Raw genomic sequence first — 25821 nt, 5'->3', positions numbered from 1 at the left:
GTCCGAAACCGAAATGGCTGCATAATTGCCCCACACTTTACGGTACCCTCCAATCAATGGCGCGGCCAGCCTGGGCGCGAAGTTGAACCGCCTCGGTCACGACGGCCCGCGCCTCAAGGGCATTGGCGACAGGGTGGCACCAAGCCACAGCGCCATGACTTGCGGCCCCGGCAAGAACCAAGCGCTGGTCGTAATCAAGGATAGCCAGAAGCTGCGGCGCTGCATCGGAGCCGTTGTCCTCGGCAAGCTCAAACGCCCCTTGCATGGCATCAGCCAAGGTCGCAAAACGCTCAACGACCACGGGGGCAGCGGTGCCCGACAGCAGGGCTGCAGGCGTCCGGTGCATCCGCGTCAGCGCGAAAGGCAGGCTGGGATCAGGAGCGACAGCTGGGCCATTTGGGACGGGGCCCATCGGGCGCGGGCTCGGTTGGATCGGCAGGGGAAGGTCAAACATGGCAATGTCTCCAACGGCGCGGGAAGCCACTCTCCCCGCCTCATCCGTCAAAGACCAAACCGCCGCCCTCTTCCTCGAAGGGGCGATGGCAGCAGGTCTGGTGCCACGATCAGAGCTTGCCGAGGGCCCGCAGGCTCAGCTCCTGCCCGGCACCGACGATGATGTGGTCATGCAGCGTCAGGCCGAGGTACTTGCACCCCTTCTGGATCTCCTTGGTCATGCTCAGATCGGCCTCCGATGGCGTCGGATCGCCGGACGGGTGGTTGTGGATCAAGATCAGAGCACTGGCGTTCAGCATCAGTGCCCGCTTGATCACCTCGCGCGGATAGACGGGGACATGGTCGACCGTACCGGTCGAGAGAAGCTCATCGGAGATGATGCGGTTCTTTCGGTCGAGGTAGAGGACGTGGAAGCGCTCGACTGGGCCGCGGACGGTCAGCGCGCAGTAGTCCATCAGCGCCTGCCAGCTGCCAATGACCGGGTTCTGGCTGAGGTAGCGGCCGAGGATATCACGGGCCTCGAGAATGACGGTTTCTTCCTGGGGTGTCATGGGGGGTCTCGCTGAAATGCGCACGCCGAAGCCCCCTGCCCTTTCCGGGCAAAGCCAACGGCGTGCATGTTGAGAAATAGCTGCAGCGACCGCCCCGGTGTCGGGCGATCGCTGCATGGGTGCTTGGTCAGCTGACCCGGTCGAGGAGCTTCTTGGCGCGCCCCTCCATGTCGAGCCGCGCATCCTGCTGGGTCTTGTCGCGCGCCAGCCGCGTGATGCCCTGCACGAAGTCGAAGATGCTCTCGGGCGGGCGGCCCTCTTCCATCAGCACCTTCTCGATGATCTTGCCGGATTCAGCTTTTGAGAATCCGCGCTTGCGCAGAAAATCCGCGCGATCCTCATCGCTGCGCGCCACGACCTGCTGCCGCGCGGCCTTGATGCCGTTCACGAACCCCTGCGGCGAGGAATTGGCGAAGCGCGTCAACGCGGGCGCGGCCTCATGGGCAAAGCGGGAAGCGGCGTACTTCGAGTGGCGGATGCGGATCTCCTGGAAATCCTCGACGCCCCAAAGGTTGCGGTTCTGGCACACGGCCCGCAGGTAGAAGCTCGCCATGCCGAGGGTCTTGGCGCCCACCTCCGAATTCCAGCAGTAAAAGCCCCGGAAGTAGAGATCGGGGGAGCCGTCGGGCAACTTGCCCGCCTCGATCGGGTTGCGATCATCGACCAGGAACAGGAAGACATCGCGGTCCGAGGCATAAAGGGTGGTCGTGTCGCGGCTGATCTCGACATCGGGGTTGTAGACCCCTGTCGACCAGTCCAGCACGCCCGGCACCTTCCACCGCGTGTCGCCCGTGCCATTGCCCGCGATGCGCTGCACCGCCTCGACCAGTTCGAAATCGTGGATGCGGCCATAGTCGGGGCCGGTCACCGCGCGCAGTTCAGCTCGGCCATCTTCAGTCTCAAAAGTCTTCACCTGCTCGGCGCGATGATTGGTCAGGCCATACTGCAGATTGATCCCCGCAAGCGGCGCCGGCAACTGCCGCAGGTAGGACGCCGGCGCGCCAACGATGCTGGCAAGCTGGCCAAACGCCCAATGCGTCGGCGCGACCGGTTCTTGTGCCTTCGGCAGCATCAAGTGCAACCGCTCGGGGTTGTCGCGCGCAGCCTCGACCCGGATATCCGCCGTCTGTACCACGCGGCTGCGGCTGCGCTCCGACCGGCCTTTCACATTGGCCCAGAGATCATCGAGCGACAGATACCGCTCGTCATCCGGCCGGTTGAACCATTCGGACGACACCCGCCCGTTCCGCTCACCACGGCTCACATCCACTTTCCAGCCACCAGCCCGAGCCGGCTGACCTGGATCCAGAACTTCCACAACGCCCATCGGCTATCTCCCGCGACGGGCGCCGGGAGCCACTCTCCCAACCCTCAACCCGTCACCGGGAAACCGGCACTCCTCTTACTCTCGCGGGGCTATTTGCTCGGTCGCCAAGGCCAGAAACTGCGAAGTGTTCACCTCGGCGATCGTGCCACTGGTCTTTAGCCAATCGCTTGGACTGGCACCGGCGACGCGCAGGAACTCGCGGTTGAAGTTCGACTTGGTGTTGAACCCTGAGGCCAGCATCGCCTCGGTCACCGTCTGGCCGCGCAGGAGGAGGGACTGTGCATGACGGATGCGTTCGGCGTTCACAAAACGCGAGACGTTCTCGCCGGTTGAACGGTTGATCGTGGCCGACAGCGCCTTGGCCGGCACATGCAGTTTCCGGGCAAGTTGCGCGAGCGTCAGGTTCGGATCGAGGTAGGGCCTTTCCCGCGCCATGAAGGCCTGCAGCCGCTCCCATAGCTCGATATCCGGCTCGGGGGTTTCCTCATCGGGCCCTTCCGCGTCCGGCGGTTCTGCCCGCAGATATGGGGACAGCGCGAACAGGCCGATCAGCAGCAGGTTGCCGACCGAAAAGACGGTGATGATCCAGCCGCGCGCTTCGGCCCGGCCGGTGGCCTGCGCGAGCACGATCAGCACATCGCTCAGCGCCGATGCAACCAGCGCCGCGCCGATCACCAGCCAGATGCGCGCAGGCAGGTTGTCATGCGCCAAGATCGCCTGGGGCTGCGCGTCGGCACCCCGCAGGGCCTGCATCAGGATCGCGACGCCATAGCCTACGAAAGCCGCAGGCAGCAGCACGTCAAGGAATGCGGGCGCCACCAGCAGCGCCGCCAGGGCCGTCAGCGGAACAAGGCCGTGCAGCAGATCACCACGCGCCGCTGGCCGCAGGGCCGTGATGACATAGGCAAGCCAGGCAATTGGCGGCACAAGGGCGGCGCTGACAGGCTGCACCCATCGTAGACCCGGCACCATGTAGTGCTGGGCCAGCGCGATGATGAACGACTGGGCCGCACACAGTGCCAGAAGCAGCCCGAGGATGCTCAGCCGCCGCTGTTCCACACACAGGCGCAGACAGGCAAAGGCCAGCAGGAAAGATACGAAAACTGGGATGGGAAGGGTGGGCATCAACGAGTCACGGCGCTTGGGAACAGCCCACGCCTAGTCCCAAATCCGGATCGTGGCGACCTGTATCCGGATATAGGACGCGGGCTGTGGCGGTTTCGGGCGAGGCAAGGGTCACCTGAAACCCCGGATCGGAGACCCGAGATGAAGACCACCGTCCTTGCGCTTACCCTTTCCACCCTCGCCAGCGGAGCCCTTGCCGAAGGTGCCGGCCTGAAGATCGCCCAGATCGAGATGCCCCATCACGACGTCGAAACCCGTGTAGCGATCTGGTATCCCCGCGCGACGGGCGGCACCGAGACCGTCTATGCCGAGAACCCCGTCTTTCGCGGGGTAGAGGCCTTTAGCGATGCCGAACCGGCAGCAGGCATGCATCCCGTCGTGCTGTTCAGCCACGGCATGGGCGGCACCGACCGGGCGCAGGCCTGGCTCGCCTCGGCGCTGGCCGAGCGGGGCGCCATCGTGGTGATGGTGAACCACCCGGGCTCGACCTGGGGCGATCATGACATGGCACGCGGCGTGCAGCACTGGACCCGCGCGGCCGACCTGTCGCGGGCGCTGGACGTGCTGACGGATGACCCGGACCTTGGCCCCCATCTTGACCTGACGCGGGTGATGGCGGCCGGGTTCTCCTTTGGCGGCTGGACAGCGCTGTCGCTGGGGGGCGTGACTGGCAACCTTGACGGGATCGTCGCGGCCTGCACCACCCACATCGAGACGATGGAGGCCTGCGACATGCTACTGTCCGACCGCGTCGGGATGCAGCGGCAGGACCCGGGCCTGTGGAACGCGAGCTACGCCGATCCGCGTGTGACCTCGGTGGTGGCCATCGACCCCGGTTTCGTCTGGGGCCTTGAGTCGGCAGACGTGGCTGGTCTTTTGCCGGAGGCTGTGCTGATCGGCCTGGGCGACCGCAAGACGCAGATGTCTGTTACAAATTTCACCGAAAGCGGTCTTGCTGCCCTGGTCCCCGATGCCCGGGCCTTGCAGCTTGCCCCGGCCTTCCACTTCACCGCGATGCCGCTCTGCCAGCCTGACGGCGTAGCAATCCTCGAGGCGGAACAGGATGACCCGGTCTGCACCGACCCTCCGGGCACGGAGCGGGAAGCGGTTCATGCAGCGATCGTGGATACCATCGCCGAGGGCCTTGGCCTGTAAGTGAACCCGGCGGGTTTCCCCGCCGGGCCCGAGGGGGAGACCCCGTTCTCAGAACGGGATCTCGTCGTCGCGGTCGACCAGCTCGGGGTTTTCGTTCTCGGCCGACTTCGGGCGGCTCAGGAAGTCGACCTTCTCGGCGATGATCTCGCAGCCGTAGCGGTCGTTCCCCATGCTGTCGATCCACTTGCTGTAGTGGATGCGGCCGTGGACGAGGACCTTCATGCCCTTTTCGCAATGCTCCGCGACCGTCTTGCCGAGACCGTTGAAGCAGGTGATGCGGTGCCATTCCGTGTCCATGACCCGGTAGCCGTTCTCGTCGCGCAGGACGCGACCTTCCGAGAGGCGGGGGCGAGAGGTGGCGAGGCTGAAGTTGGTGATGTTGGTGCCGCCCTGGGTGGTGCGGGTTTCGGGTTTCTGACCGATGTTGCCGGCGAGGATGACGATGTTCTGCATGATTAGCTCCTGTGTTTCCTGTCTTCGGGACCGTCCCTTCGACAAGACCCGGACAAAGCCCGTCGGGTGACGCGTGCACGGTGGACAGCATGGACGCCGGAAACCCCCAGAGGACCGGGGTGGAGCGGGCAGGACGCCACAGGCGGCCAACTCGGCCCGGACTGACGCGGGGTTGCGCGCGAGAACCCGAACGGGATTAGGGGATTGCCAGTCGAAGGGATGGCCCAGGAGACAGTGAGGCGCGGGGAGCCCATGCCAAACCCTGTCATCTTGCCAACCGGAACCGCCTGAACCCAAGCCCAGCACCCCACTGGCGGCGAAAATGACGATCACCGGCTCCCGCCACCCCTCGCCCTGCCTGGCGGGAGTTGCGGGGCCCTGCCCCGGCGGGCTATCGATACCGGAACATTCAGGACACGAGGCATAGTATGGCTGATACGATCTCGAGGCGCTGTCGCTCAGCGAGCTGAAGAAAATGCAGAAGGACATCGTCAAGGCGATTGCCACCTTTGAGGATCGACAGAAGGCGGAAGCCCGCACCAAGGTCGAAGCTCTCGCCCGGGATCTAGGCTACTCTCTGGCCGAGCTTGTCGGCACTGAGGTGAAAACCACGCGGATGCCTGCCGCGGCGAAATACCGGCATCCTGAGAACCCGTCGCTCACCTGGTCCGGTCGTGGGCGTAAACCGCAGTGGTTCGTAGAGGCGCTAGCTGCTGGGAAGACGACAGGGGATTTAGCCATCAATCAATAAATCGGATTGGAGCGGTCACGGCTATGGGTTTGACCTGTGAACTGGTCCGCATGATTTTTTGCGCTGTGTGGAAGATGAGCGCTGAATATTTCGCGCATACTTCGATTTTGGGCGAGTTCGAAAACGGGAGTATCGCAGCTATTCCTCCGGTGCGCCCATTTTTTCAATCGTGCGGCGCCCGATAACCAGAGCGCTCACTGATCCCTGAACCGCCAGGATGGCGATCATCAGCATCAGAAATGCGACCGGCAATGCAAGACCTGGAGTCAGATACTCGATGGCGCGCAGGACGGCATCGCGTGACCACAAGACAAACAGGCCCAATCCGACCCCCGTTGCGACGAGTGCGCCCGCCGGGATCGGCGCGGGCCCCGTGAGGAAACCGCGGACCCGGTTTTCCCGGTAGAGCAGCGTCGCATAGACCGTGATGCCCACTGATGTCGCAAGGGCAAGCCCGACCGCGCCGAGCATCGGGGCAAGCACGATCTTCAGTGCGATGTTGACGAGCGTTGCCGCAACGAGCAGGCGAAGCGGAGTTCGGGTATCCCCACGCCCGTGGAATCCGGCGACGAGGGAGCGCAGCGCGAGTGCCGGAACCAGACCAAGGGCGTAAGCGGCGAGGATGGCCCCCGATGCTTCCGCCGCCGCAAGATCGAAGGCGCCGCGAACGAACAGGATGCGGATGGCCCAGTCGCCCAGGGTCGCCATGATCACCGCGACCGGCACCCCCACGACAAGACAGATCACGAGCGCCCGGTCGAGCACGCGGCGCATGCCGACCTCGTCACCGAGGCCCGCGCGGCGCCCGATGTCGGGCAGGATGACCGTTCCGAGCGCAACACCGATCAGGCCGATGGGCAGTTGGTAGAGCCGGTCGGCGTAGTAGAGGTGCGAGAGTGATCCGGCCGGCAGGAACGTGGCGATGATCGTGTCGGCGAAGATCGCGACCTGCAGCGCGCCCGAGGTCAGGATCGCGGGACCGAGGCGGCGGAACACCTGCCTTGAATCGGGCGACAGGCCCAGCCGGGGACGCGGCAGGGGCAGGCCCGCGCGCCACGCTGCTACGACCAGCAACGCAACCTGCGCCACGCCTGATGCCATCACGCCCCAGGCGGCGGCATGGGCGGCGCTCGGGAACTGCGCGGCCATAAGCAGCGCGCCGATCATGAACAGGTTGAGCAGGATCGGGGCAGCGGCCGGTGCGGCGAAGCGGTCGCGCCCGTTCAGCAGGGCCGCGAGGAAGGCCACCAGCGACATGCAGAGCAGGTAGGGAAACGTGATCCGCGTAAGCGTGACGACGAGCGGCCAGGTCTCGTCGGCGGGCGACAGGCCCGGCGCAAGCACGGCCAGCATCCAGCCGGTCGCACCAAGCGCCAGCGCCAGAAGCACAAGGTTGGCGAGCGTGAGCCAGCCGAGAGTCTCCGCGCCGAGGCGCGTGCTGTCGCGCCCGCCTGCGTCGGCCGCAGCCCATGTCGGCAGGAAAGCGGCGTTGAACGCACCCTCGGCCAGGATCGCGCGAAAATGGTTCGGCAGGCGAAAAGCCAGCATGAAGGCATCCGCCACCGGCCCGGCACCCAGCGTTGCGGCCAGCACGACATCGCGCAGGAAGCCGAGGATGCGACTGACCAGGGTGAGGCCTGAGACGGTGCCTAGCTTGCGCAGCATGTGAACGGCTGATCCCGAGGAGCGATCTGCCGCGTCCCGTCGGTTTCGGGCCATCCAGACAGATTGCGATTGAAAACACGAGTAGCTTTATCGTTTATTGTGGGAAAGTGCCACTGCCTTGAGAGAGTACCCGCCCATGAGTCTTGACCAGATCTTCGTTCTCGCGCTCGTCGGCGTCGTCTTCCTGAGCTTCATCCGGGAGATTTACCCACCCGAGGTCACGGCGCTCGCCGCCTCGGCGGCGCTCCTGGCGACGGGAATTGTCGAGACGCGGGATTTCCTGACTGTGTTCAGCTCTTCGGCCCCCATCACCATCGCGATGATGTTCATCATATCGGCCGCACTGGAGCGGACGGGTGTGCTGACGATCATCGGCGACGTTCTGAAACAACAGGCGCGCGGTTCGTTCCTGCGGGCAATGCTGCTGATGATGGTCGGCACGATGGGCGCTTCCGCCTTCATGAACAACACGCCCGTGGTGATCCTCCTGACGCCGATCATGATCTCGGTCGCGGCTTCGGTGGGCGTGGCACCCTCACGCATGTTGATCCCTTTGTCCTTTGCCGCAATCTTTGGCGGCACGCTGACGCTGGTCGGCACCTCTACCAACATCCTGATGAGCGGCGTGGCGCAGGAGGCCGGACAACCCCCCATCACTATGTTCGAGATGACGCTGCCCGGGCTGATCCTGGCGGCCGTGGGCATGGCGTACATGATGTTCGCCGGACGCTACCTGTTGCCCGACCGTGCCTCTCTGTCGAGCCTTCTCGGACAGGAGGGCAAGCGTCGGTTCCTTGCGCGCCTTCTTATTCCGAACGGGTCCAAATACGTCGGTAAGCAGCTTGCCGATCTACCCTTCAACACCACCGAGACGCGCATCCTCGACGTGGTCCGCGGCGAGGTGTCGATGCGCCGCACGATGAACGTTCTGGTCCTTGAAGCCGGAGACCGTCTGGTCCTCAAGACCGGCACGGGTGAGATACTCGGGCTAAAGGAAGACGGGCAGATCGCATTTCGGGATCGCGAAGATCACGATGTCGAGCCGGTGACCGCCGACCAGACCATCACGATGGAGGCCAGTGTCGGACCGAACTCGCACCTGCGCGGGCGGCCGATCAAGGACCTTAAGCTGCGTCGGAAGTACGGCGTCTACCTCATGGCCGTACATCGACAGGAACAGAACATCAGCCAGGAATTGCAGGACCTGCGCCTGCAGTTCGCTGACACGTTGCTGCTCGAGGGCCCGCCCGAGGGACTTCAACGGATGATGGAGGATGGCGGTATCGTCAACCTGTCGACTCCGACCGAACGTCCGCAGCGTCGTGCCAAGGCACCCATCGCCATCGCCACGATCTTCGGTGTGATGGGGCTGGCCGCGCTGAACGTCATGCCCATCGCGGGCCTTGCGGTAATCGGAGCTGTCGTGGTGATGATGACCCGTTGCGTCGACCCCGAGGAGGCGTTCGACGCTATTGACTGGCGCATCCTGTTCCTGATCTTCGGGATGCTTGGTCTGTCCCTTGGCATGGAGGAAACTGGCACCGCCCGCGTGATTGTCGAGGCGGTGGTGGGGGCCGTGGGCGGGATCGGGCCAATTGCTATCCTCGCCGCCGTCTACGTTCTAACCAGCGCGCTGACCGAGATGGTTTCGAACAACGCGGTCGCGGTGCTGATCGGGCCGATCGTCATCGCGTTGGCCATCGAACTGGGCTTCGACCCGCGCCCCTTCATCATGGCTGTGATGTTCGCGGCCTCGGCCAGCTTCGCGACCCCTATCGGGTACCAGACCAACACGTTCGTCTACGGGGCGGGTGGCTACAAGTTCACCGACTTCATCAAGGTGGGCCTGCCGCTGAACGTGATCTTCGCCGTGGTCGCGGTGGTGATCATTCCGATCTTCTTCCCGTTCTGAAACACTTCATCATGACATTCGCGCCGATATCGGCGCGATCCTCTCGACGAGGCGGCGCTCCGCGCGCTCGAGCCAGTAGAGTTGCCCCGGGCCTTTGATCCATTCAGGGGCCACCGGGAGGCGAGCGCGGCCGGCAAGATCGACGAGGACTGCTTGGTACTCCATAGATGACAGACCGCAATCTCGATGCGGCAGAACGAGGATCCGAGGCGCCGTGTCGGGCGAGAGACGATTGCGCCACATGATGAAGTAGCGGGGGCCAGCCAGCCGGACATACCACCCAAGTGCTTGGGCATTGCGGACCCACCGCTCTGGAAGGAACGGCTGGGCCCGCCGGGTCGGCGCCGTTGTTGTGATACGGGAGAGAGCCCGGATCATCCACTGCCACTGCATTCCATCGCCGACCATGGCGAGCTCACGCTGCGGTGAACGACCGCACGAAGTCGGTCGCGGGCTTCGCGCGGATTTCGGCAGGTTTGCCCACCTGCTCGATACGGCCCATCGACATGACAACGACGAGGTCGGCCAGTTCCATCGCCTCCCCCTGGTCATGCGTTACGAAGACAGTCGTAAGGCCCGTGCGGTCGTGAATCTCGCGCAGGCCATGGCGCAGTTCCTTACGGACCTTCGCGTCAAGCGCGCCGAAGGGTTCATCAAGCAGCAGCATCCGTGGTTCGATCGCCAACGCGCGGGCCAGGGCCACACGCTGCCGCTGACCACCGGAAAGCTGGTTGGGGTAGCGTGTGCCGATATCGGGCAACTGGATCAGGTCCAGCAGCTTGTTGACCCGGCGGCCGATTTCCGCCTCGGCCGGGCGCTCCTTGCGCGGTCGGGCGCGCAAACCGTAGGCGATGTTCTCAAACACCGTCATGTGTTTGAAGAGCGCATAGGACTGGAACACGAAGCCCGCGCGGCGTTCCTGCACCGACAGGCCAGTGGCATCCTGCCCGCCAAAGAGCACGCGGCCCGAGGTCGGGAATTCGAGGCCCCCGAGGACGCGCAACAGCGTGGTCTTGCCCGATCCGGAGGGCCCGAGCAGCGCCACCAGCGCGCCCGAGGGGATGGACAGCGACACCGGATGCAGCGCGCGCGTGGTGCCGAATTCCTTGGCCAGTTCTTCGATCTCGATATTCATGTCGTTTCCTTTCTCAATGACGCCGCGTGGCAGCCAGCAGGTCCGCATGGCGCCATTCGAGCAGGGATTTCAGCAGAAGGGTCAGAAGCGCCAGCATCGCCAACACGGCGGCCAAGGTGAAGGCCGCGACCGCGAGGTATTCGTTGTAGAACATCTCGACCATCGTGGGCATGGTCGCCGTCTCGCCCCGGATTTTGCCCGAGACGACGGCGACGGCGCCAAACTCGCCCATGGCGCGCGCGTTGCACAGGAGCACGCCGTAAAGCAGCGCCCAGCGGATATTGGGCAGGGTGACGGTGAAGAAGATGCGCCAGCCCGAGGCCCCGAGCGTCAGCGCGGCTTCCTCCTCGGCCCGGCCCTGTTCGATCATCACCGGGATCAACTCGCGCGCGACGAAGGGAAAGGTGACGAAGAGCGTGGCCAGCACGATCCCCGGAAAGGCGAAGACGATCGGCATGTCATTAGCGATGAGCCAGCCGCCCAGCGTGGAATTCGCCCCGAAGAGCAGCACCAGCATCAGCCCCGCCACGACCGGCGAGACCGAAAAGGGCAGGTCGATCAGCGTGATCAGAAACGCCTTGCCCGGAAAGTCGAACTTGGTGATCGCCCAGGCCGCCGCGATGCCAAAGGCGGCGTTGATCGGCACGGCGATGGCCGCGATGGTCAAGGTCATGCGGATCGCGGCCTGCGCGTCGGGCAGGCGCAGCGCGTCGATAGCGGCGACCCAGCCTTGCCGCAGCGCCTCGACGAAGACAGTTACAAGCGGCGCGAAGAGGAAGAGCGCCACGAAGATCAGGGCCACGCCGATCAGCAGGGCGCGGATCAATGGCGCTTCTGTGGTGACCGGCACGGGGGGTGTCAGAGCGATGTCAGACATGCCGCTCCCTCCTGTTCGGTCGCGGCGTCAGAAACGGCAGCAGGGCGAAGATCAGCGCCAGCACGGGCCCGCCGACAAACCACAGGACCAGGACGGACCAAATAGGTTTGCCGGTCAGGATCGCGGCCCCGATCAGCGGCAGCGCCGACATCATGCCGAGCGCCACAGCGGCCATGCCCGAGCCTTCGTGCGCGTAATCATCGTGTCGGGGGCGGTTGATGTGCATGTCAGACAAGTCCGATCCTCCGTCTGCTCCAGGTCTGGATGGCGTTGATGGCAAGCAGCATCGCGAAGGAGATGACCAGCATGGCGATGCCGATCGCGGCTGCGGCGTCGTAATTGTATTCTTCAAGCCGGATCACGATCAGCAGCGGCGCGATCTCGGTCAGGTTCGGGATGTTGCCCGCGATGAAGATGACCGAGCCGTATTCACCGACCGACCGCGCCAGCGCGAGCGCGAAGCCCGTCAGCAGCGCGGGCGTCAGCGTGGGCAGGATCACCCGGCGCAGCGTATAGGCACGGCGGGCCCCCAGCGTGGCGCTGACCTCCTCTAGATCCGCCTCCAGCTCCTCGATGACCGGCTGGACGGTGCGCACCACGAAGGGCAGCCCGATGAAGACGAGCGCGACCCAGATGCCGATTTCCGTATAGGCGACCTGAAGGCCCAAGGGGGCCAGCGCCTGCCCGAACACGCCGTTCGGCGCGTAGAGTGCCGTCAGCGCGATCCCCGCCACGGCGGTCGGCAGCGCGAAAGGCAGGTCCACCGCCGCGTCGATGAAGCGCCGGCCCCAGAAGCGGTAGCGCACCAGAACCCAGGCCAGCATGAGCCCGAAGACGAGGTTGAACAGCGACGCGATGAGTGCGGCGCGGAAGGACAAGGTCAGTGCCGACCAGATGCGGCGCGAATTGACCATGTCCCACAGATCGGCCGGACCGATCATTAGGCCACGGCCCAAAAGCGCCCCGATGGGAAGCAGGACCACGATGGACAGAACCGTCATCATGATCCCGAAGCTCAGCCCAAACCCCGGAAGGGGTGAGGGCGAGCGGAGAATACCCGCCCTCATGTCTTACTCCTCGTAGATCTGGTCGAAGATGCCGCCGTCGCCGAAGTATTCGGGCTGCACGACCGGCCAGCCGCCGAAATCCGCGATGGTGACAAGGTCGAGTTCGGGAAACCGCGCCGCATCCTCGGGTGCCGCAAGCGAGGTGTCCCACGCCCGGTAGTAGTGGCTGAGTGCGAGCGCCTGCGCCTCGGGGCTGTAGAGATGCTGAAGATAGGCCTCGGCCGCCGCCCGCTGTGCGTCGGACGTGATGTTGCCATCCACCAGCGTCACCGGCGGCTCGGCCAGGATCGAGACCGAAGGCACGACGATGTCGAAGGCATCCTCGCCCAGTTCCGCCAGCGCGAGGAAGGCTTCGTTCTCCCAGGCCAGCAGCACGTCGCCGATGCCACGCTGGGTGAAGGTCGTGGTCGACCCGCGCGCCCCGGTGTCGAGCACCGGCACGTTCCGATACATTGCGCCGACGAACTCGGCCGGATCCAGGTCGTTCCGTTCGGCATAGGCCCAGGCGGCGAGGAAGTTCCACCGTGCCCCGCCCGACGTCTTGGGGTTCGGCGTGATCACCTGCACGCCATCAGCCACCAGATCGTCCCAATCCTCGATCCCGCGCGGATTGCCCTCGCGCACCAGGAACACGATGGTCGAAGTATAGGGCGAAGAATTGTGCGGGAGGCGAGACTGCCAGTCGGCCGGGAAGAGACCCGTGCGTTCCGAAATCGCGTCGATATCCGCCGACAAGGCCAACGTCACGACGGTCGCCTCCAGCCCGTCGATCACCGCCCGCGCCTGTGCGCCGGCACCACCATGGGATTGCCGGATCGTGACGGGCGCGTTCCCCTGCGCCGTCCACCACGCGTTGAAGAGGTCGTTGTACTCCCGATAGAATTCCCGGGTCGGATCGTAGGAGACGTTGAGGATCTCGACACTGTCCTGCGCTGCCGCGGGGGTCGTGCCGCCAAAGGCGAGTACAAGACCCGTCAAACCTGCCAGCAGACCGCCGCGCAGATGACCGCCGGTCAGGGCCTTGCGGAACGCAGAGTGAAAACTGACCGTCTCGCTCGACCTTGGGGTCGCGACTGGATGCCCCGACAGGCGCGCATGGCCTGCGTCGATTTCAATCCGGCCATCGCCGAGACTTCGGAGGAAGATGCCCTGGGCGAGCGCGTGCCCGCCGATCTGGATGGTGCGATACATGGCCTGTCCTTTTGCTGATCCCTGTCGAACTCTGGTGCCAGGTCGGCGGGGAAGCGGTCCGGGAGGGATCATCCCTGCCTCGAACACGCCACCAGCGCCGCCTGACACCTAAATAACGACAGACTTAATCGTGATTAGCAAAGGAAGAATCACGCTCTTTTTGGTCGTGATTTTAGAAGATCATTCTCCGGCAGCGGGTTCCGGCAAGCCGAAGCTTTCCAAGGGCCGCGCATCCTTCTGGAGATCTGCGACCGTGAGCGATTCGATCATCAGGATGTAGGTGGCGTAGAAGCCTCCGAAGACAGCGCGCACCCGGCAGGTCTGTTCGTCGGTGCAATCCTCGCAGCGCTGGTAAGCTTTGCGCGACAGGCAAGGCAGCGGGGCCATCGGGCCGTCGATCAGGCGCAGCACTTCGGCCAGCGAGACGCGTCTGGGTTCCTTGATCATCTCGTATCCGCCCTTGCGACCCCGGCGGCTCCCGATCAGCCCGGCGCGCTTGAGATCGAGCAAGATGTGCTCGAGGAACCGTTTCGGCGCGCCGGAGCGTTCCGCGATCTCCTCGATGCGCAGGGCTGTGCCTTCACCAGCCTTTTCATCGGCGAGCACCATGAGGGCTTTGAGCGCGTACTTGGTCTTGTGGGTGATCATCGGTCGTGTGTGGCTCTCAAAACTGCGACTAACAAGATCAACATTATCAGGTTTTGTGCACAAAGCGAGGGCGAACACATAAACACGATAAAGATCCTCGACATCCTGCAGCGGGATGCGACCGTTCCGGTCGCCCGTATCGCCGACCAGGTTGGTCTGTCGCAGACGCCCTGCTGGAAGCGCATCCAGAAGCATGAAGAGGCTGGAGTCATCCGCGCCCGCGTGGCCTTGCTGAACCCTGACGCGCTTGGGCTTTCGCTGACGGCCTTCGTGATGGTGGAAGCAGTGGAGCACACGGCAGAATGGCGCACAGAATTCCTTGCCGTCACCGAGACGCTCGAGCCGGTTCGCGACATCTATCGTCTCGCCGGAACCCATGACTTCATGCTGCGAGTGGTCGTACCCGACATGTCGGCATTCGACGCATTCTACGACAACCTGACATCAAGCATCAGGTTGCGGAGCGTGAGTTCGGTTTTCGCCCTCGAACAGATGAAAGCCAGCACGGCGCTGCCGTTGTCGGGGCTGTTTCCAAGTCCGAACTAGGACCATGACCTTGTTGCACACCAGGAGTGTCCGTGGCCTCGCAACACGTTTACACCCCATTGACCCCTAGCCTACGGCGACCCCGAACAGCGCACCGACCCCGGCTGTCGCCGCCATTGCAAGCGCTCCCCATAGCGTGACCCGCGCGGCCCCACGGACGACGCCTGCGCCGCCGGCCGAAGCGCCCAATCCGCCAAGAACCGCAAGGCCGAGGATCGTCGATCCCGCCACCAGGGAAGCGATCTGCGCCTCCGAGACCAGCAGCACGACGATCAGGGGTAGCACGGCCCCAACTGCGAAGGTCAGTGCGGACACCAGAGCCGCCTGGATAGGGCGGGCGGTAACGGTTTCCGAAATGCCGAGCTCGTCGCGCGCATGCGATCCGAGCGCGTCGCGTTCAGTCAGTTGCACGGCAACCTTTTTCGCCAGGTCGCGGTCCAGCCCCCTTTCAACATAAATCAGGGTTAGTTCCTCGAGCTCGGCCTCGGGCGTTTCCTCGAGTTCACGGCTCTCTCGGGCGAGGTCCGCCTGTTCGGCGTCAGTTTGCGAGCTGACCGAGACATACTCCCCCGCCGCCATCGACATCGCGCCAGCCATAAGCCCGGCCAGCCCGGCGATCATGACCTCGGGCTTGCCGGAGCCTGCGGCCGCGACGCCGACGACGAGGCTCGCGGTCGAGACAAGACCATCGTTGGCTCCGAGAACGGCGGCCCGCAACCAGCCGATGCGATGCACCATATGGATTTCAGAATGTGAGAGGCGGCTCATGGCTTGGCTCCTTGAACGATGTCTGCTTGCTCTGACATGATGGCCTGGGATTTGCCCGTAGCTGGCTCCTGCGGCGCGATGCGCAGCGCGCGCAGGGCGTTCAGGATCACGGCAACGTCGATCACTTCTTGCAGAAGCGCGCCCTGAACCGGCGTGAGGTAGCCGAAAGCGGCCGCGATCATGCCCATGACAGACAGGCCGATCCCGGCGACAACGCTTTCGACTGCGATCCGGCGGGAGGCGCGCGCGATCTCGATGCCGGGCCCCAGCCGGTCGATCCGGTCGACGAGCAGCACCACGTCGGCGGCCTCGGCCGAGGCCGCGGCGCCCCGTGCCCCCATTGCCACGCCTACATCGGCTGCGGCCAGGGCGGGCGCGTCGTTGACACCATCACCCACCATCATCACCGGCCCGTGTTTACGCTCGGAAAGCACCAGCAACACCTTTTGATCCGGCGTCAGACCGGCCCGCAGCCCGTCGAGGCCCAGCCCCTCGGTCACGCGCTCGGCCACGTCCGCGCGGTCGCCAGTAGCCAGAAGGATGCGCACGATCCCTTGACGGCGCAGACCGTCCAGCATCGCCCCCGCGCCCTCTCGCAACGGGTCAGACATCACCAGATGCCCGGCCATGTGACCGTCAACTGCCACTGCGACAAGGACCGATCCGGCGCCCTTGGCGGGGTGATCGCCCGCCCTCTGCCCAACGCGGGACACAACGAAACCGTCACCACCGACGATCACGCTGTGGCCCTCGACATGACCCATGACCCCTTCACCCGGAAACTCGGCAACCTCGGATGGCACGGGCAACGAGAAGCCGCGCGCCTTCCCGGCCGCGACAATGGCCTGCGCAACAGGGTGCTTGGAGGCCTGATCGAGCGCAGCAGCGAAGCGCAGGATGTCGCCCTCGACCATGCCGTCGTGACTATCGATCGAGACGATCTGCGGCCGACCGTCGGTCAGCGTCCCCGTTTTGTCGAGGATCAGCGTGCGGATCCGCGCCATCGTCTCGAGCGGCCCTGCGCCCTTGATCAGCACGCCAAAATGCGCCGCACGCGAGAGACCCGCCACCAGCGCGACCGGCACGGCAAGGATCAGCGGACAGGGCGTGGCGACCACCAGCACGGCGACCGCGCGGATCGGATCGCCGGTGAACCACCAGGCCGCAAGGGCGATGCTGACGGTGACGGCCAGAAACCCCAGCGACCAGCGGTCCGCCAGCCGGGACATCGGCGCTTTGGAGGCCTGCGCTTCCTCGACCAGGCGAACGATCCCGGCATAGGTGCTGTCCTTGGCTTCGCGCGTCGCCGTCAGGTCGAAGGCCTCGCCCGCATTGGTCGAGCCGCTCATGGCGTCGGCCCCGCGCGCCAGCCGGACTGGCAGGGACTCGCCGGTCAGCGCCGAGGTGTCGAGGAAGGCCGTGTCGGAGGCCACTGTGCCGTCTACCGGCACCACGTCGCCCTGCCGGATCAGCAGGCGATCACCGGGGGCGAGTTCGTCGAGCGGCACCTCCTCCAGCGCACCGTTGCGGTGCCGGGTCGCGGTCCGGGGCACGCGGGACAGGAGGTCCTGCATCGACCGACGGGCGCGGCCCTCTGCGAAGGCTTCGAGGAAGGTGCCGCCCGAATACATCACCGCAACGACCGCCGCTGCGAGCGTCTCGCCGAAGACGAGCGCCGCGGTCATGGAGAGCGCGGCGACGATATCGAGGCCCACCTCGCCGCGCCCAATGCTCCGGACGATTTCGACCACAAGCGCTGCGAGCGCGGGAACAACTCCTGCAATCCAGATCAGGTTCGCGATCTCTGGTTGGCCCGCAAGGTAGAATGCGAGTCCCACGATCAGCCCGGTTGCGGCCATCAGCAGGAGTGCGGTCTTGAAGCGATCGGTACGGGTCTGTTCCATGCGGCTCATCTTCCCCCGGCTGAGGCGATTGCCGCTGGTTCTTCGGAAAAAAGACGCCCGACTCCCACGCCCATTGCATTGCCTTCATCATCGCGCAGAAGAAACAGGGCGTCGAGTCCACGTTGTCTCGCGAGGTCCGCACCCCTCTCCGCACCGAGCACCATGAGCGCCGTCGCCCAAGCATCGGCCTCGGCACAGGTGCGGGCCACCACGGTGACGGAGGCCGGAGAGGCGATCAGCGGCGCGCCACGTCTCGGATCCATGGTATGCGACAGGCGGCGCCCCTGAACCTCGACCCAATGGCGGTAGTCACCGGAGGTCGCCACGGCGGCGTCCTGCAGCGCCAGAACCGAATGCGGCGTCCGGCGATCAGGGTCCGGCGCTTCTACCGCGATGATCCATGCCTCGCCATCGGGGCGCAGGCCCATGGCACGCATCTCACCGTCGATGCCGACAAGGGCGTCGGCAATCCCATGATCGCGCAAGGTCTCGGCGAGCCGGTCGACGCCATAGCCCTTGGCGATGCCGTTCAGATCCAGCGCAATGGGCGCGGTCTTGCGCAACTGCATCCCCTCGATCTCCAGCACCTCCTGCGCCGGGCGGCGGGGGGCGTCCATCACGGCGCGGATACCCTCGGGCGCGGCGGCCCCGGGCCCGAAACCCCAGGCCGTCACCGCATCGCCCATGCCGATATCGAAGGCCCCGCCCGAGGCGCGCCCGATCTCGAGCCCGAGGCGCAGGACCGCCCGCAGTTGCTCCGGCACCACCACCCAATCGTCCACCGGCGCCGCATTGATCCGCATGAGCGCGCTCTCCGCGTTCCACGTCGACATCTGCTTGTCCACCTCGTCGACAGCCGCCTGAAGGGCGGCACGGATTGCATCCGTGTCGCGGCCCCGATCCGCGAAGAACAGCGCCGACCAGCGCGTGCCCATGGTGGGGCCGTTCAGGGCGATGCGCGCGCGCTCAGTAGACATCTTCGACATACCGCCCCTCTGCCTTTAGGACTGCGGGCGTAAGCCCGGCAGGTGCGAGGATCTCGGCCAACGCATCGCTCACGCCCGTGGCCATGTCGCGCCCGCCGCAGACCATCACACGCGCCCCGTCGCAGATAAGCCGGGCCACCTGCGCCGCGTCGGCGCGCAAGGCGTCCTGCACATAACTGCGCCGCGCGCCGCGCGAGACGGCGGTGACAAGCCGGGTCAACCGCCCCTCAGCCTGCCAGCCGGGCATCTCTTCGCCATAGAAGAAATCGCTGTCCGCATGCCGCATCCCGAAAAACAGGTGCACGGGCCTGTGCCGCGCATTGCCGCGGATGAAGCCCGCCAGCGGCCCGATGCCGGTGCCCGCCCCGATCAGGATCAGCGGGGTGCGACCGCGGTCGGCGTGAAAGCCGGGATTGCGGCGCAGGAAGGCCGTGACCCTAGCGCCCGGCTCCAAGGCGGTCAGCTGGCCCGAGGCCAGCCCGCCCGGATGCTTGCGCACAACGATCTCCACGAAGCCGTCGCGGCGACCCGAGGCCAGCGAGTAGAGACGTGGCACGGCGCTGCCCTGCGGCAGGACACCGATCAGGTCGCCCGCCTGAAACCGTGCGAAACCCGCCCCGGTCAGCCGCTGCCACAGCGTCGCGCGCGGCAAGGCGAAGCGCAGGATCGCGGCCCCCGCCTGCATCTCGGCCCCGTAGTTGCGCCGCGAGACGAGGGTCAATGTTTCGGTGCGCGGCGAGACGGGCTGGTGAGAAAGCTCGAGAGAGATGCTAAGCGCCTCGCCAAGAGCGCGGCCCCAGCGCGCGAAATCCTGCGGGGACTGGCGGTCGATTGCGTCAAGCGGCAGAAGCTCCGGCCAGTCCTTCGCTTGCGCTGCTGCCGCAACGTCCTTGGCAAAGGCGCAATAGGCCGGAAAACTCCGATCTCCGAAACCAAGCACAGCCATGGGAATATCCGGCGCTCCGTCGAGGGCGTTCAACCGGTCGAGGAAGCCCTTCGCCGAGGCCGGCGCAGCCCCGTCGCCATAGGTCGCGGCGAGCACGATGATGCGCTCGGCTCGGGCGTAGCGCTCTGGCGCGAAGCCCGACATCGGGCCAACATGGACGCCCTGCCCCGCTGCCGTCAGCGAGGCATGCAGGGTCGCGGCGAAGCCCCAGGTGCTGCCACCCTCGCTGCCGACAAGAAGGATCGTCTCGGCACGGCCCGCGGGCTGGTTGCCGCGGATGCGCGGCCGCCCGCGCCGCCCGGCAAACCAGATCAGGACGCCGGTCACGCCCATCGCCGGCACTCCGAGCGCCATCATCCCGAGCACAAGGCCGAGCGTCGCGGCCCCCTGCCCCGTGTGCAGCATGTAAATGGTTTCCGAGACGCGCTCCCACCCGGTCAGGTCGGCCCATGCCACGAGCGCGCCGGTTCCCTGGTCAAGATAGCCGGTGCCCCGGTCGGTCTTCAGTGTGAACACGTCCGTCGCATCGCCGGGATAGGGAAAGCTCAGTTCGCGCAGCTCGGCGACGGGCGTCTGCAGCAGCGTGGCCATCTGATCGAGAGCGAACCCAATCTCTCCGCTCACTTCGGTGGGATCAGTCGGCAGGACGCCACCGTCCGGCAAAAGATCGAAGGTGGAGGCTGTCATCCAGAGGGCGGTGGTGGAGGACAGAACGAGGCCGATGACGGCGATCCGGGCGATCTCGACATGCAGCCTGCCCGCGAACGGACCGCGCAAGGACGCGAACCAGTGCCGCCATCCGCCCGCCCGTCGCGCGACCAGCATAGCACCCGAGAGCGAGAGGACCAGCATCGCCGCGGCCCCGGCGGCCATGGCGATGCGCCCGCCATCCCCGAGGAAGAGCGAGCGATGAAAGTTGGTGAGCCAGCGAAGGGCCTGGTTCGGGTCGGCCGAGGCAACGCCCGCGCCCGTCGCCGGGTCGATCACGGCAGCACCCGGCGCGCCCTGATCGAACCAATAGGCGGTGATCCGACCGGAGGGCGACCGCCGGATCTGCTCGACGCCCGGATAGACGGCCTGGATGCGGTCCGCGAGGGTGGCGACTGTCTGACCAGTCTCCACCTGCGGCGCGGTGATGCGCTCGACTGCCGGAAAGACCGAGAGCGCAGCGCCGCTCAGGCTCAGGATCGTGACGAGCGCGAGTGCCAGTAGACCCGGCCAGCGATGGAGTGTACGGATCATGGCCCTGCCCCTCACATGTCGTAGGAGAAGTTGGCGATGTAGCGCCGGCCGGTCACCGGCGTACCCGCGCCCGCCGTCGTCAGCGGCACGGCCACCTCGTTCGGGCTGTCGCGCATATCCTCGACCGCCGCGTCTATGTGAAGCGTGTAGCCCGCATCGAACAGCGCATCGGCCAGATCGAGCGTGATCTCGAGACTGCGGCCCGCGCCGACGCTGGCGCCGGTGATACCGTTTACCTGCGCGGTATCGCCGCCCGTGGCACGGTACCAATCGCTCAGATGCTCGTAGTACTTGGACTTGCCACCAGCCATCCAGAGACTGCCGACATAGGCGCCCGAGGCGTCGGTAACGTAAAGCGCGAGGTAAGCGCCGTCGCCGCCATAGTTGTTGAGGGTGGTTGTGAGCGTCACGGGCCGTGCCATAGCGAGGCCGGGAAGCGTGAGTGCGGTGGTCAGCGCGAGCGTTGCGAGAAGTGATTTCATGGGAATGATCCTTGTTCAGGGTGCTTCGGAGCTGTTCAGTTCACCTGAACCTGCGGAGGGGCGCCGTTTCCGAAGAGGCCGTTCTGCGGAGGAGCGACCGTTCCAGCGGGCGCGGGATTGCGGGCGCCACCGCGGTCGTCGTCATCATCCTCGTAGTCCATCTCGACGATCTGCAGCGTCGCCGGATCGAGCTTCACCTCGATCTCGCGGCCATCCTGGTCTCGGCCTTGGATTTCGTAGCAGCCGTCGTCGATCTCGAAGTCGCGCACCGTCCAACCGTTCTGTTCGGCCATCTGCATGGCGGCCTCGCGCGGCTGCCACTGGTCACGGGGCGCATTGCAATCATCGTCGTCGGCCAGCGCAGCGCCGGCGGGCAAAAGTGCGATCAGGGCAAGGGCGGTCAGAGTCTTTTTCATGGCAAGGGGTCCTTTCGTTTGATGAGACCAATCTGGCACCCCGACCTGAGGGCATCCTGACGCCCCAGCGATTCCTGCTTCAGCTTGCCGTCAGGAAAATGGCCCCGCCGATGAGGGCGGGGCCAAAAAAAGATGCGAGCGCAGGCTACAGGGCTGGCATGGCTATGCGCCCTGCCCCGCGTTCAGGTGAATTCGAACTGCTCGAAGCGGACACGGCGAGGCGTTTGGCCTTGTGCTTTCAAGCCCTTGAGAATCCCGTCCTTCAGACCGGTTGGGCCGCAGAACCACAAATCGGCTTGCCGGATCGCGAAAGGGACCGCGCCAATCAGGCGCTCGGCCGTGAGCCTGCCATCGCGCGTCGTAACGACCACCTCGAAACTGAACCTCGGGTTGCGGGCAGCCGCAGCGCGCAGCGTCTCTACCCCAATCGCCTCCTCTTGTGTCCGAACGCAGTGGATGAGGTGAATGTCGCGGCTATCCGCTTCGCTCAGGCTTTCGGCCCAGGCGAGGAACGGCGTGATACCGATGCCGCCCGCCAGCCATATCTGGCGCGCACCGCCCTTGCGGAAATTGAACCGTCCATATGGCCCTTCGACCTGCACGCGCGTTCCGGTCCGCAAGATGGCGGGCAGGCTTCGTGTCCAGCCACCCAAGCCCCGGATGGAGAACGTCAGGGTGCCGTCAGGGCGCGGGGCGCTGGCGATCGTGAAGGGGTGCGGCTCGGACAGTCCTGCCTCTGGCGCGCGGAAGAAGGCGAATTGCCCCGGCCGCCACCGCATGGCCCGCCCCTCGGGGCGGAGGGTTAGCGTGGTGGTGTCCTTGGTCTGGCTGATCTCTGTGACGGTGAATTCTCTACGCCGCAGGTACGGGGCGACCAGCTCGGTGAATATCCACGCGATTACTCCCGCGATGCCAAATGTGTTTAGAAGCACCGAGAGCGATGGATCTACCTCTGTCGGCAGGTCGACGAAGAACTGGTGAAAGACCACGATTGCAAAAAGGGCCCCCATGAAACGATGGCTGAACCGCCAGATCTGATAGGGGATTTCCAGTGGGGTGAAGGGCAATCTCCGGAACCAGCTGACAGCAACCAGGGCGAGAAGCGCGTTGAAGGCAAGTTCGCCCGCCTCTTCACCAAGTTCACCAAGGGAGGTTTCACGCACCAAACGCTCGAAATCCGGCTCGATCTGCTGGTGCAGGATCATCAGGACCATTGCGGAAATACCAAGCCACTTGTGGAAACGGTACATGCGATCGAGACCGCCGAACAATGGTTCCACCAGCGGCGGCCGTGCGGCGAGGATCAGGGTCTGTGCCATCGCGACAACTGCCGCGGCCCCGACGGCAATGCCAAGTGCTGCATCCGCGCCATAGGGCGCATAGGTGTTGAACCCGATCAGTGCCGCCAGCAGGCATGGCAACGCAACCAGCACCGGGCCCGTCAGAGCTAGAGGAGAGTTTAGGGAAAGCCGGGAGAGTGGCGGCAGGCCCGGCACCGGGACATTACCGTCGCGACGCGCTGCATCAGTCATCGTCGCGTCTCTCGTGATCCCGCTCGCGGCGATCATCCTCGTCGTCCTCGTATTCGAACTCGATTATCTCCAGCGTGGCCGGGTGGACAGTCACCTCGATCGCACGCCCCTCGGCATCCCTCCCATCGATCTCGTAGCAGCCGTCATCGATCTTGATCCGGCGCACCGTCCAACCATTTTCCTCAGCCAGCATGGCAACAGCATCGCGCGGCTGCCAGTCGGCCATCGGCACGAAGCAATCGTCGTCAGCCAGCGCCGCGCCGACCGGAAAGACCGCGAGAAAGCCGATAATTGTCAATGTCTTCTTCATGGGGCACACTCCTAGTGGCTCGCCTCTTGATGCCATTCATGCGCCGCGAAGCTGACGGCAGCCTGAAGGGGCTCGACCCACAAGCTTCAGCTTCGTGTCAGCCAGACGGATCATGGAGGGACATCAGGAAAGGACGGGTACGACCATGCGCATATTGCTGATCGAGGACGACACGACTCTTGGCGCTGCCGTGCGCGACCAGATCGCAGCTGATGGCCAGTCAGTAGACTGGGTCACGCGGCTAGACGCGGCGGCAGACGCGATGAGCGCAACCTCCTACGACCTGCTCCTGCTCGACCTCATGCTGCCAGACGGACGTGGTATCGGGTTCCTCAAGGGCCTCAGGACGCGTGGAGACGTGACGCCGGTCATCATCCTGACGGCGCTCGACCAGGTGTCCGATAGGATCGAAGGCCTCAATGCGGGCGCTGACGACTATCTTGTGAAGCCCTTCGACCTGTCGGAACTGTCGGCACGGATCGGATCGGTCGCGCGGCGCTACAGCGGCAACCCCAACCCGATCCTGACCCACGGACCGCTCGACATCGACCTTGCCGCGCGCAGCGTCCATCGGGATGGCAGACATGTGCCGCTGACGGCGCGGGAATGGGCGCTCTTCGAGGCCTTCCTGGCGCGTCCCGGGCAGCTCCTGTCCAAGGCGCAGTTGGAGGAGAAGCTCTACGCTTTCGACGCCGAAGTCGAGAGCAACACCATCGAGGTGCACGTGAGCCGCCTGCGCAAGAAACTGGGGAGCGCCATCATCGAGACCGAGCGCGGCATGGGTTACCGGCTGGGCAAGCCATGATGTGGCCATCCAGCCTTCAGGTACGGCTCGGCTTGTCACTCGGCCTTGTGCTGACGATCCTCTGGCTCGCCGCCGCCACGGTTACCGCGGTGATCGTTCGGGGCGAGATGGATGAGGTCTTCGACAGCGCCCTACGCGAAACCGCCGAGCGCATCCTGCCGCTGGCCGTGACCGACATCGTCGGGCGAGAAGATCAGGGTGTGACGCAGCGCCTCGCGCCGATCCGGGAGCATGACGAGTTCTTCACCTACATCGTACGCGATGCCGAGGGACGCATTTTGCTGCAATCCCATGCGGCGGACCCTGCCGTGTTTCCTCCATACGACGGTCCGGGATTTGGGCAGAACGCCACACATCGCCTCTACAGCGACGCGGCGCTCCAGGGGACGATCAGCATCACCGTGGCCGAACCGTTGGCGCATCGCGCTTCGGTTGCTCGGGAAATCCAGATGAGCCTCGGCCTGCCGCTGCTGGTTGTGCTGCCGTTGGCGCTCGCGTCGATTATTCTCGCTGTGCGCTTTAGCCTCGCCCCTCTCCATCGGTTCCGTACGCGGCTTGAAGCGCGCGGCGTGCGCGACCTGTCAGAAGTACCCGCGGCCGACCTGCCGACAGAAATCGGACCGCTGGCTGCAACCTTGAACAGCCTTTTGGCTCGGTTGCGCGACGCGTTCGAGGCTGAGCGAAGTTTTGCAGCCAATGCGGCTCATGAACTAAGGACACCATTGGCGGGCGCTATCGCCCAGGCGCAGCGACTGCGGTCAGAGACCAAAGATCCGACCATCGACGCGCGCGCCGCCGAGATCGAGGCGACGCTCAAGCGTCTCGCTCGGCTGTCCGAACGTCTCCTGCAGCTTGCGCGGGCGGAAGGCGGTAGACTTCGGATGGACCAGAGCGCTGATGTCAGAACCATCACTCGGGTCGTGGTGGAAGATATTGCGCGCAGCACAGAGAACGGGCGCCTTATGTTGAACTTGCCGGACACGCCTGTCTTGTCTGATATCGACCCCGACGCATTGGGAATTCTGTGCCGGAATCTGGTGGAAAACGCCCTACGCCACGGGGCGCAGAATGCCCCAGTCGAGGTTACACTCACGAGCGACGGGCAGTTGATCGTGGCGAACGAGGGCCCCGCGGTAGCAACCCAAACACTCGAACGCCTGACAGGGCGCTTCGAGAGGGCAGATGCAAAAACTGATGGTAGCGGGCTTGGCCTCGCTATCGTCTCAGCCATCGCAGAACGGATCGAAACCTCTCTCTTGCTCCAGTCACCACGTCCCGGTGAAACTTCTGGATTTCAGGCATCCGTCAGATTGCCAACAGATGCTCCAAATGCCCATGTGAAAGATCGGGAGCATTGGCCTTGAAGTCTGACGCATCACCGGCGACGTCATCGTTTGAAGAAAATCGCAGAAACGTAGGAAAGCTTTCTTATAGGAGAGCTATTTTCTTATATTTTTTCTGCACTTAGGACTGCTCTGTAGAGCAGGCCCGCTATCGGCGATAGCCGCTTTTGCGCCAAGCCCTCGGGAAGTGAGGCCGAAGCCTCACCCGAAGGGATCGTATTCCGAGACGAT

26 protein-coding genes are annotated in these 25821 nt (G+C 65.0%); 6 read left to right on the top strand and 20 right to left on the bottom strand.

Features of this window, described 5'->3' with window-relative positions; genetic code table 11:
• Nucleotides 1–37: 37 nt before the first annotated feature.
• From P1U48_RS16325 to P1U48_RS16310, 4 genes are all read right to left on the bottom strand, one after another.
• On the bottom strand, nt 38–265 hold the full coding sequence (locus P1U48_RS16325) for a hypothetical protein (RefSeq protein ID WP_301070236.1): 228 nt from the start codon (nt 263–265) through the stop codon (nt 38–40).
• Nucleotides 266–563: 298 nt separating this feature from the next.
• Nucleotides 564–1004, bottom strand: a complete 441-nt coding sequence (radC, locus tag P1U48_RS16320; RefSeq protein WP_301070235.1) for a DNA repair protein RadC — start codon at nt 1002–1004, stop codon at nt 564–566.
• A gap of 127 nt (nt 1005–1131) precedes the next feature.
• Nucleotides 1132–2331 carry a DUF932 domain-containing protein gene (locus P1U48_RS16315; protein ID WP_301070234.1) on the bottom strand — a complete coding sequence of 400 codons (1200 nt, stop codon included), beginning with the start codon at nt 2329–2331 and terminating at the stop codon, nt 1132–1134.
• Nucleotides 2332–2406: 75 nt separating this feature from the next.
• A complete protein-coding gene (locus P1U48_RS16310) occupies nt 2407–3456 on the bottom strand; it encodes a helix-turn-helix domain-containing protein (protein ID WP_301070238.1) in 1050 nt (349 codons plus the stop codon).
• Between the two features lie 141 nt (nt 3457–3597).
• Here P1U48_RS16310 and P1U48_RS16305 point away from each other — a divergent pair, with 141 nt between their 5' ends.
• Complete coding sequence (locus P1U48_RS16305; RefSeq protein ID WP_301070233.1) at nt 3598–4611, top strand: alpha/beta fold hydrolase; 1014 nt, start codon at nt 3598–3600, stop codon at nt 4609–4611.
• A gap of 48 nt (nt 4612–4659) precedes the next feature.
• Here P1U48_RS16305 and P1U48_RS16300 read toward each other — a convergent pair whose 3' ends face one another.
• Nucleotides 4660–5064, bottom strand: coding sequence for a single-stranded DNA-binding protein (locus P1U48_RS16300; RefSeq protein WP_047998258.1), 405 nt, complete (start codon nt 5062–5064; stop codon nt 4660–4662).
• Between the two features lie 475 nt (nt 5065–5539).
• Here P1U48_RS16300 and P1U48_RS16295 point away from each other — a divergent pair, with 475 nt between their 5' ends.
• Entirely contained in the window at nt 5540–5815 is a 276-nt protein-coding gene (locus P1U48_RS16295) for an H-NS histone family protein (protein WP_301070232.1), read from the top strand.
• 138 nt (nt 5816–5953) lie between these two features.
• Here the strand turns inward: P1U48_RS16295 and murJ are convergent, their stop codons facing one another.
• Nucleotides 5954–7480 (bottom strand): murein biosynthesis integral membrane protein MurJ, encoded by a 1527-nt coding sequence (gene murJ / locus P1U48_RS16290; protein ID WP_301070231.1) that lies wholly within the window; start codon nt 7478–7480, stop codon nt 5954–5956.
• A gap of 136 nt (nt 7481–7616) precedes the next feature.
• On the opposite strand from murJ, the gene P1U48_RS16285 reads away from it, so the two are divergent.
• Complete coding sequence (locus P1U48_RS16285; RefSeq protein ID WP_301070230.1) at nt 7617–9392, top strand: SLC13 family permease; 1776 nt, start codon at nt 7617–7619, stop codon at nt 9390–9392.
• A 415-nt stretch (nt 9393–9807) separates the two neighbouring features.
• Here P1U48_RS16285 and cysA read toward each other — a convergent pair whose 3' ends face one another.
• From cysA to P1U48_RS16255, 6 genes are all read right to left on the bottom strand, one after another.
• Entirely contained in the window at nt 9808–10527 is a 720-nt protein-coding gene (gene cysA, locus P1U48_RS16280; RefSeq protein WP_301070229.1) for a sulfate ABC transporter ATP-binding protein, read from the bottom strand.
• A 13-nt stretch (nt 10528–10540) separates the two neighbouring features.
• Nucleotides 10541–11404, bottom strand: coding sequence for a sulfate ABC transporter permease subunit CysW (gene cysW / locus P1U48_RS16275; RefSeq protein WP_301070228.1), 864 nt, complete (start codon nt 11402–11404; stop codon nt 10541–10543).
• Nucleotides 11397–11639, bottom strand: coding sequence for a hypothetical protein (locus P1U48_RS16270; protein ID WP_301070227.1), 243 nt, complete (start codon nt 11637–11639; stop codon nt 11397–11399). The genes cysW and P1U48_RS16270 overlap by 8 nt, the downstream gene beginning before the upstream one ends.
• Nucleotides 11632–12471: a sulfate ABC transporter permease subunit CysT gene (gene cysT, locus P1U48_RS16265; RefSeq protein WP_301070226.1), complete on the bottom strand. Its 840-nt coding sequence runs from the start codon at nt 12469–12471 to the stop codon at nt 11632–11634. The genes P1U48_RS16270 and cysT overlap by 8 nt, the downstream gene beginning before the upstream one ends.
• A 3-nt stretch (nt 12472–12474) precedes the next feature.
• Nucleotides 12475–13662 carry a sulfate ABC transporter substrate-binding protein gene (locus P1U48_RS16260; RefSeq protein WP_301070225.1) on the bottom strand — a complete coding sequence of 396 codons (1188 nt, stop codon included), beginning with the start codon at nt 13660–13662 and terminating at the stop codon, nt 12475–12477.
• Nucleotides 13663–13842: 180 nt separating this feature from the next.
• Nucleotides 13843–14310: an Rrf2 family transcriptional regulator gene (locus P1U48_RS16255; RefSeq protein WP_031322125.1), complete on the bottom strand. Its 468-nt coding sequence runs from the start codon at nt 14308–14310 to the stop codon at nt 13843–13845.
• A 9-nt stretch (nt 14311–14319) separates the two neighbouring features.
• On the opposite strand from P1U48_RS16255, the gene P1U48_RS16250 reads away from it, so the two are divergent.
• The gene (locus tag P1U48_RS16250) at nt 14320–14856 is read left to right on the top strand and encodes an Lrp/AsnC family transcriptional regulator (protein ID WP_301070224.1); all 537 of its coding nucleotides are present in this window, start codon (nt 14320–14322) and stop codon (nt 14854–14856) included.
• A gap of 66 nt (nt 14857–14922) precedes the next feature.
• On the opposite strand, the gene P1U48_RS16245 is transcribed toward P1U48_RS16250, so the two are convergent.
• From P1U48_RS16245 to P1U48_RS16210, 8 genes are all read right to left on the bottom strand, one after another.
• Nucleotides 14923–15624, bottom strand: a complete 702-nt coding sequence (locus P1U48_RS16245) for a VIT family protein (RefSeq protein ID WP_150297411.1) — start codon at nt 15622–15624, stop codon at nt 14923–14925.
• Complete coding sequence (locus P1U48_RS16240) at nt 15621–17528, bottom strand: heavy metal translocating P-type ATPase (RefSeq protein WP_301070237.1); 1908 nt, start codon at nt 17526–17528, stop codon at nt 15621–15623. The genes P1U48_RS16245 and P1U48_RS16240 overlap by 4 nt, the downstream gene beginning before the upstream one ends.
• Before the next feature lie 5 nt (nt 17529–17533).
• Nucleotides 17534–18514: an FAD:protein FMN transferase gene (locus tag P1U48_RS16235; RefSeq protein WP_226562525.1), complete on the bottom strand. Its 981-nt coding sequence runs from the start codon at nt 18512–18514 to the stop codon at nt 17534–17536.
• Nucleotides 18495–20702 (bottom strand): PepSY domain-containing protein, encoded by a 2208-nt coding sequence (locus P1U48_RS16230; protein WP_188792080.1) that lies wholly within the window; start codon nt 20700–20702, stop codon nt 18495–18497. Before P1U48_RS16230 ends, P1U48_RS16235 begins: the two co-directional genes overlap by 20 nt.
• 11 nt (nt 20703–20713) lie before the next feature.
• A complete protein-coding gene (locus P1U48_RS16225; protein WP_069301738.1) occupies nt 20714–21184 on the bottom strand; it encodes a DUF2271 domain-containing protein in 471 nt (156 codons plus the stop codon).
• Between the two features lie 35 nt (nt 21185–21219).
• Nucleotides 21220–21600, bottom strand: a complete 381-nt coding sequence (locus tag P1U48_RS16220) for a PepSY domain-containing protein (RefSeq protein ID WP_069301737.1) — start codon at nt 21598–21600, stop codon at nt 21220–21222.
• 182 nt (nt 21601–21782) lie between these two features.
• Nucleotides 21783–23168 (bottom strand): ferredoxin reductase family protein, encoded by a 1386-nt coding sequence (locus tag P1U48_RS16215; protein ID WP_108693376.1) that lies wholly within the window; start codon nt 23166–23168, stop codon nt 21783–21785.
• Nucleotides 23125–23442 carry a PepSY domain-containing protein gene (locus tag P1U48_RS16210; RefSeq protein ID WP_009503874.1) on the bottom strand — a complete coding sequence of 106 codons (318 nt, stop codon included), beginning with the start codon at nt 23440–23442 and terminating at the stop codon, nt 23125–23127. Before P1U48_RS16210 ends, P1U48_RS16215 begins: the two co-directional genes overlap by 44 nt.
• A gap of 145 nt (nt 23443–23587) precedes the next feature.
• On the opposite strand from P1U48_RS16210, the gene P1U48_RS16205 reads away from it, so the two are divergent.
• Together P1U48_RS16205 and P1U48_RS16200 are read left to right on the top strand one after the other, a co-directional pair.
• On the top strand, nt 23588–24247 hold the full coding sequence (locus P1U48_RS16205; RefSeq protein WP_009503873.1) for a response regulator transcription factor: 660 nt from the start codon (nt 23588–23590) through the stop codon (nt 24245–24247).
• Nucleotides 24244–25611 carry an ATP-binding protein gene (locus P1U48_RS16200; protein WP_009503872.1) on the top strand — a complete coding sequence of 456 codons (1368 nt, stop codon included), beginning with the start codon at nt 24244–24246 and terminating at the stop codon, nt 25609–25611. The genes P1U48_RS16205 and P1U48_RS16200 overlap by 4 nt, the downstream gene beginning before the upstream one ends.
• Nucleotides 25612–25821: the final 210 nt, after the last annotated feature.

This window comes from Pseudooceanicola sp. (genome assembly GCF_029213205.1).
Lineage (GTDB): Bacteria > Pseudomonadota > Alphaproteobacteria > Rhodobacterales > Rhodobacteraceae > Pseudooceanicola.
This window is presented reverse-complemented; position numbering and strand designations above follow the sequence as displayed.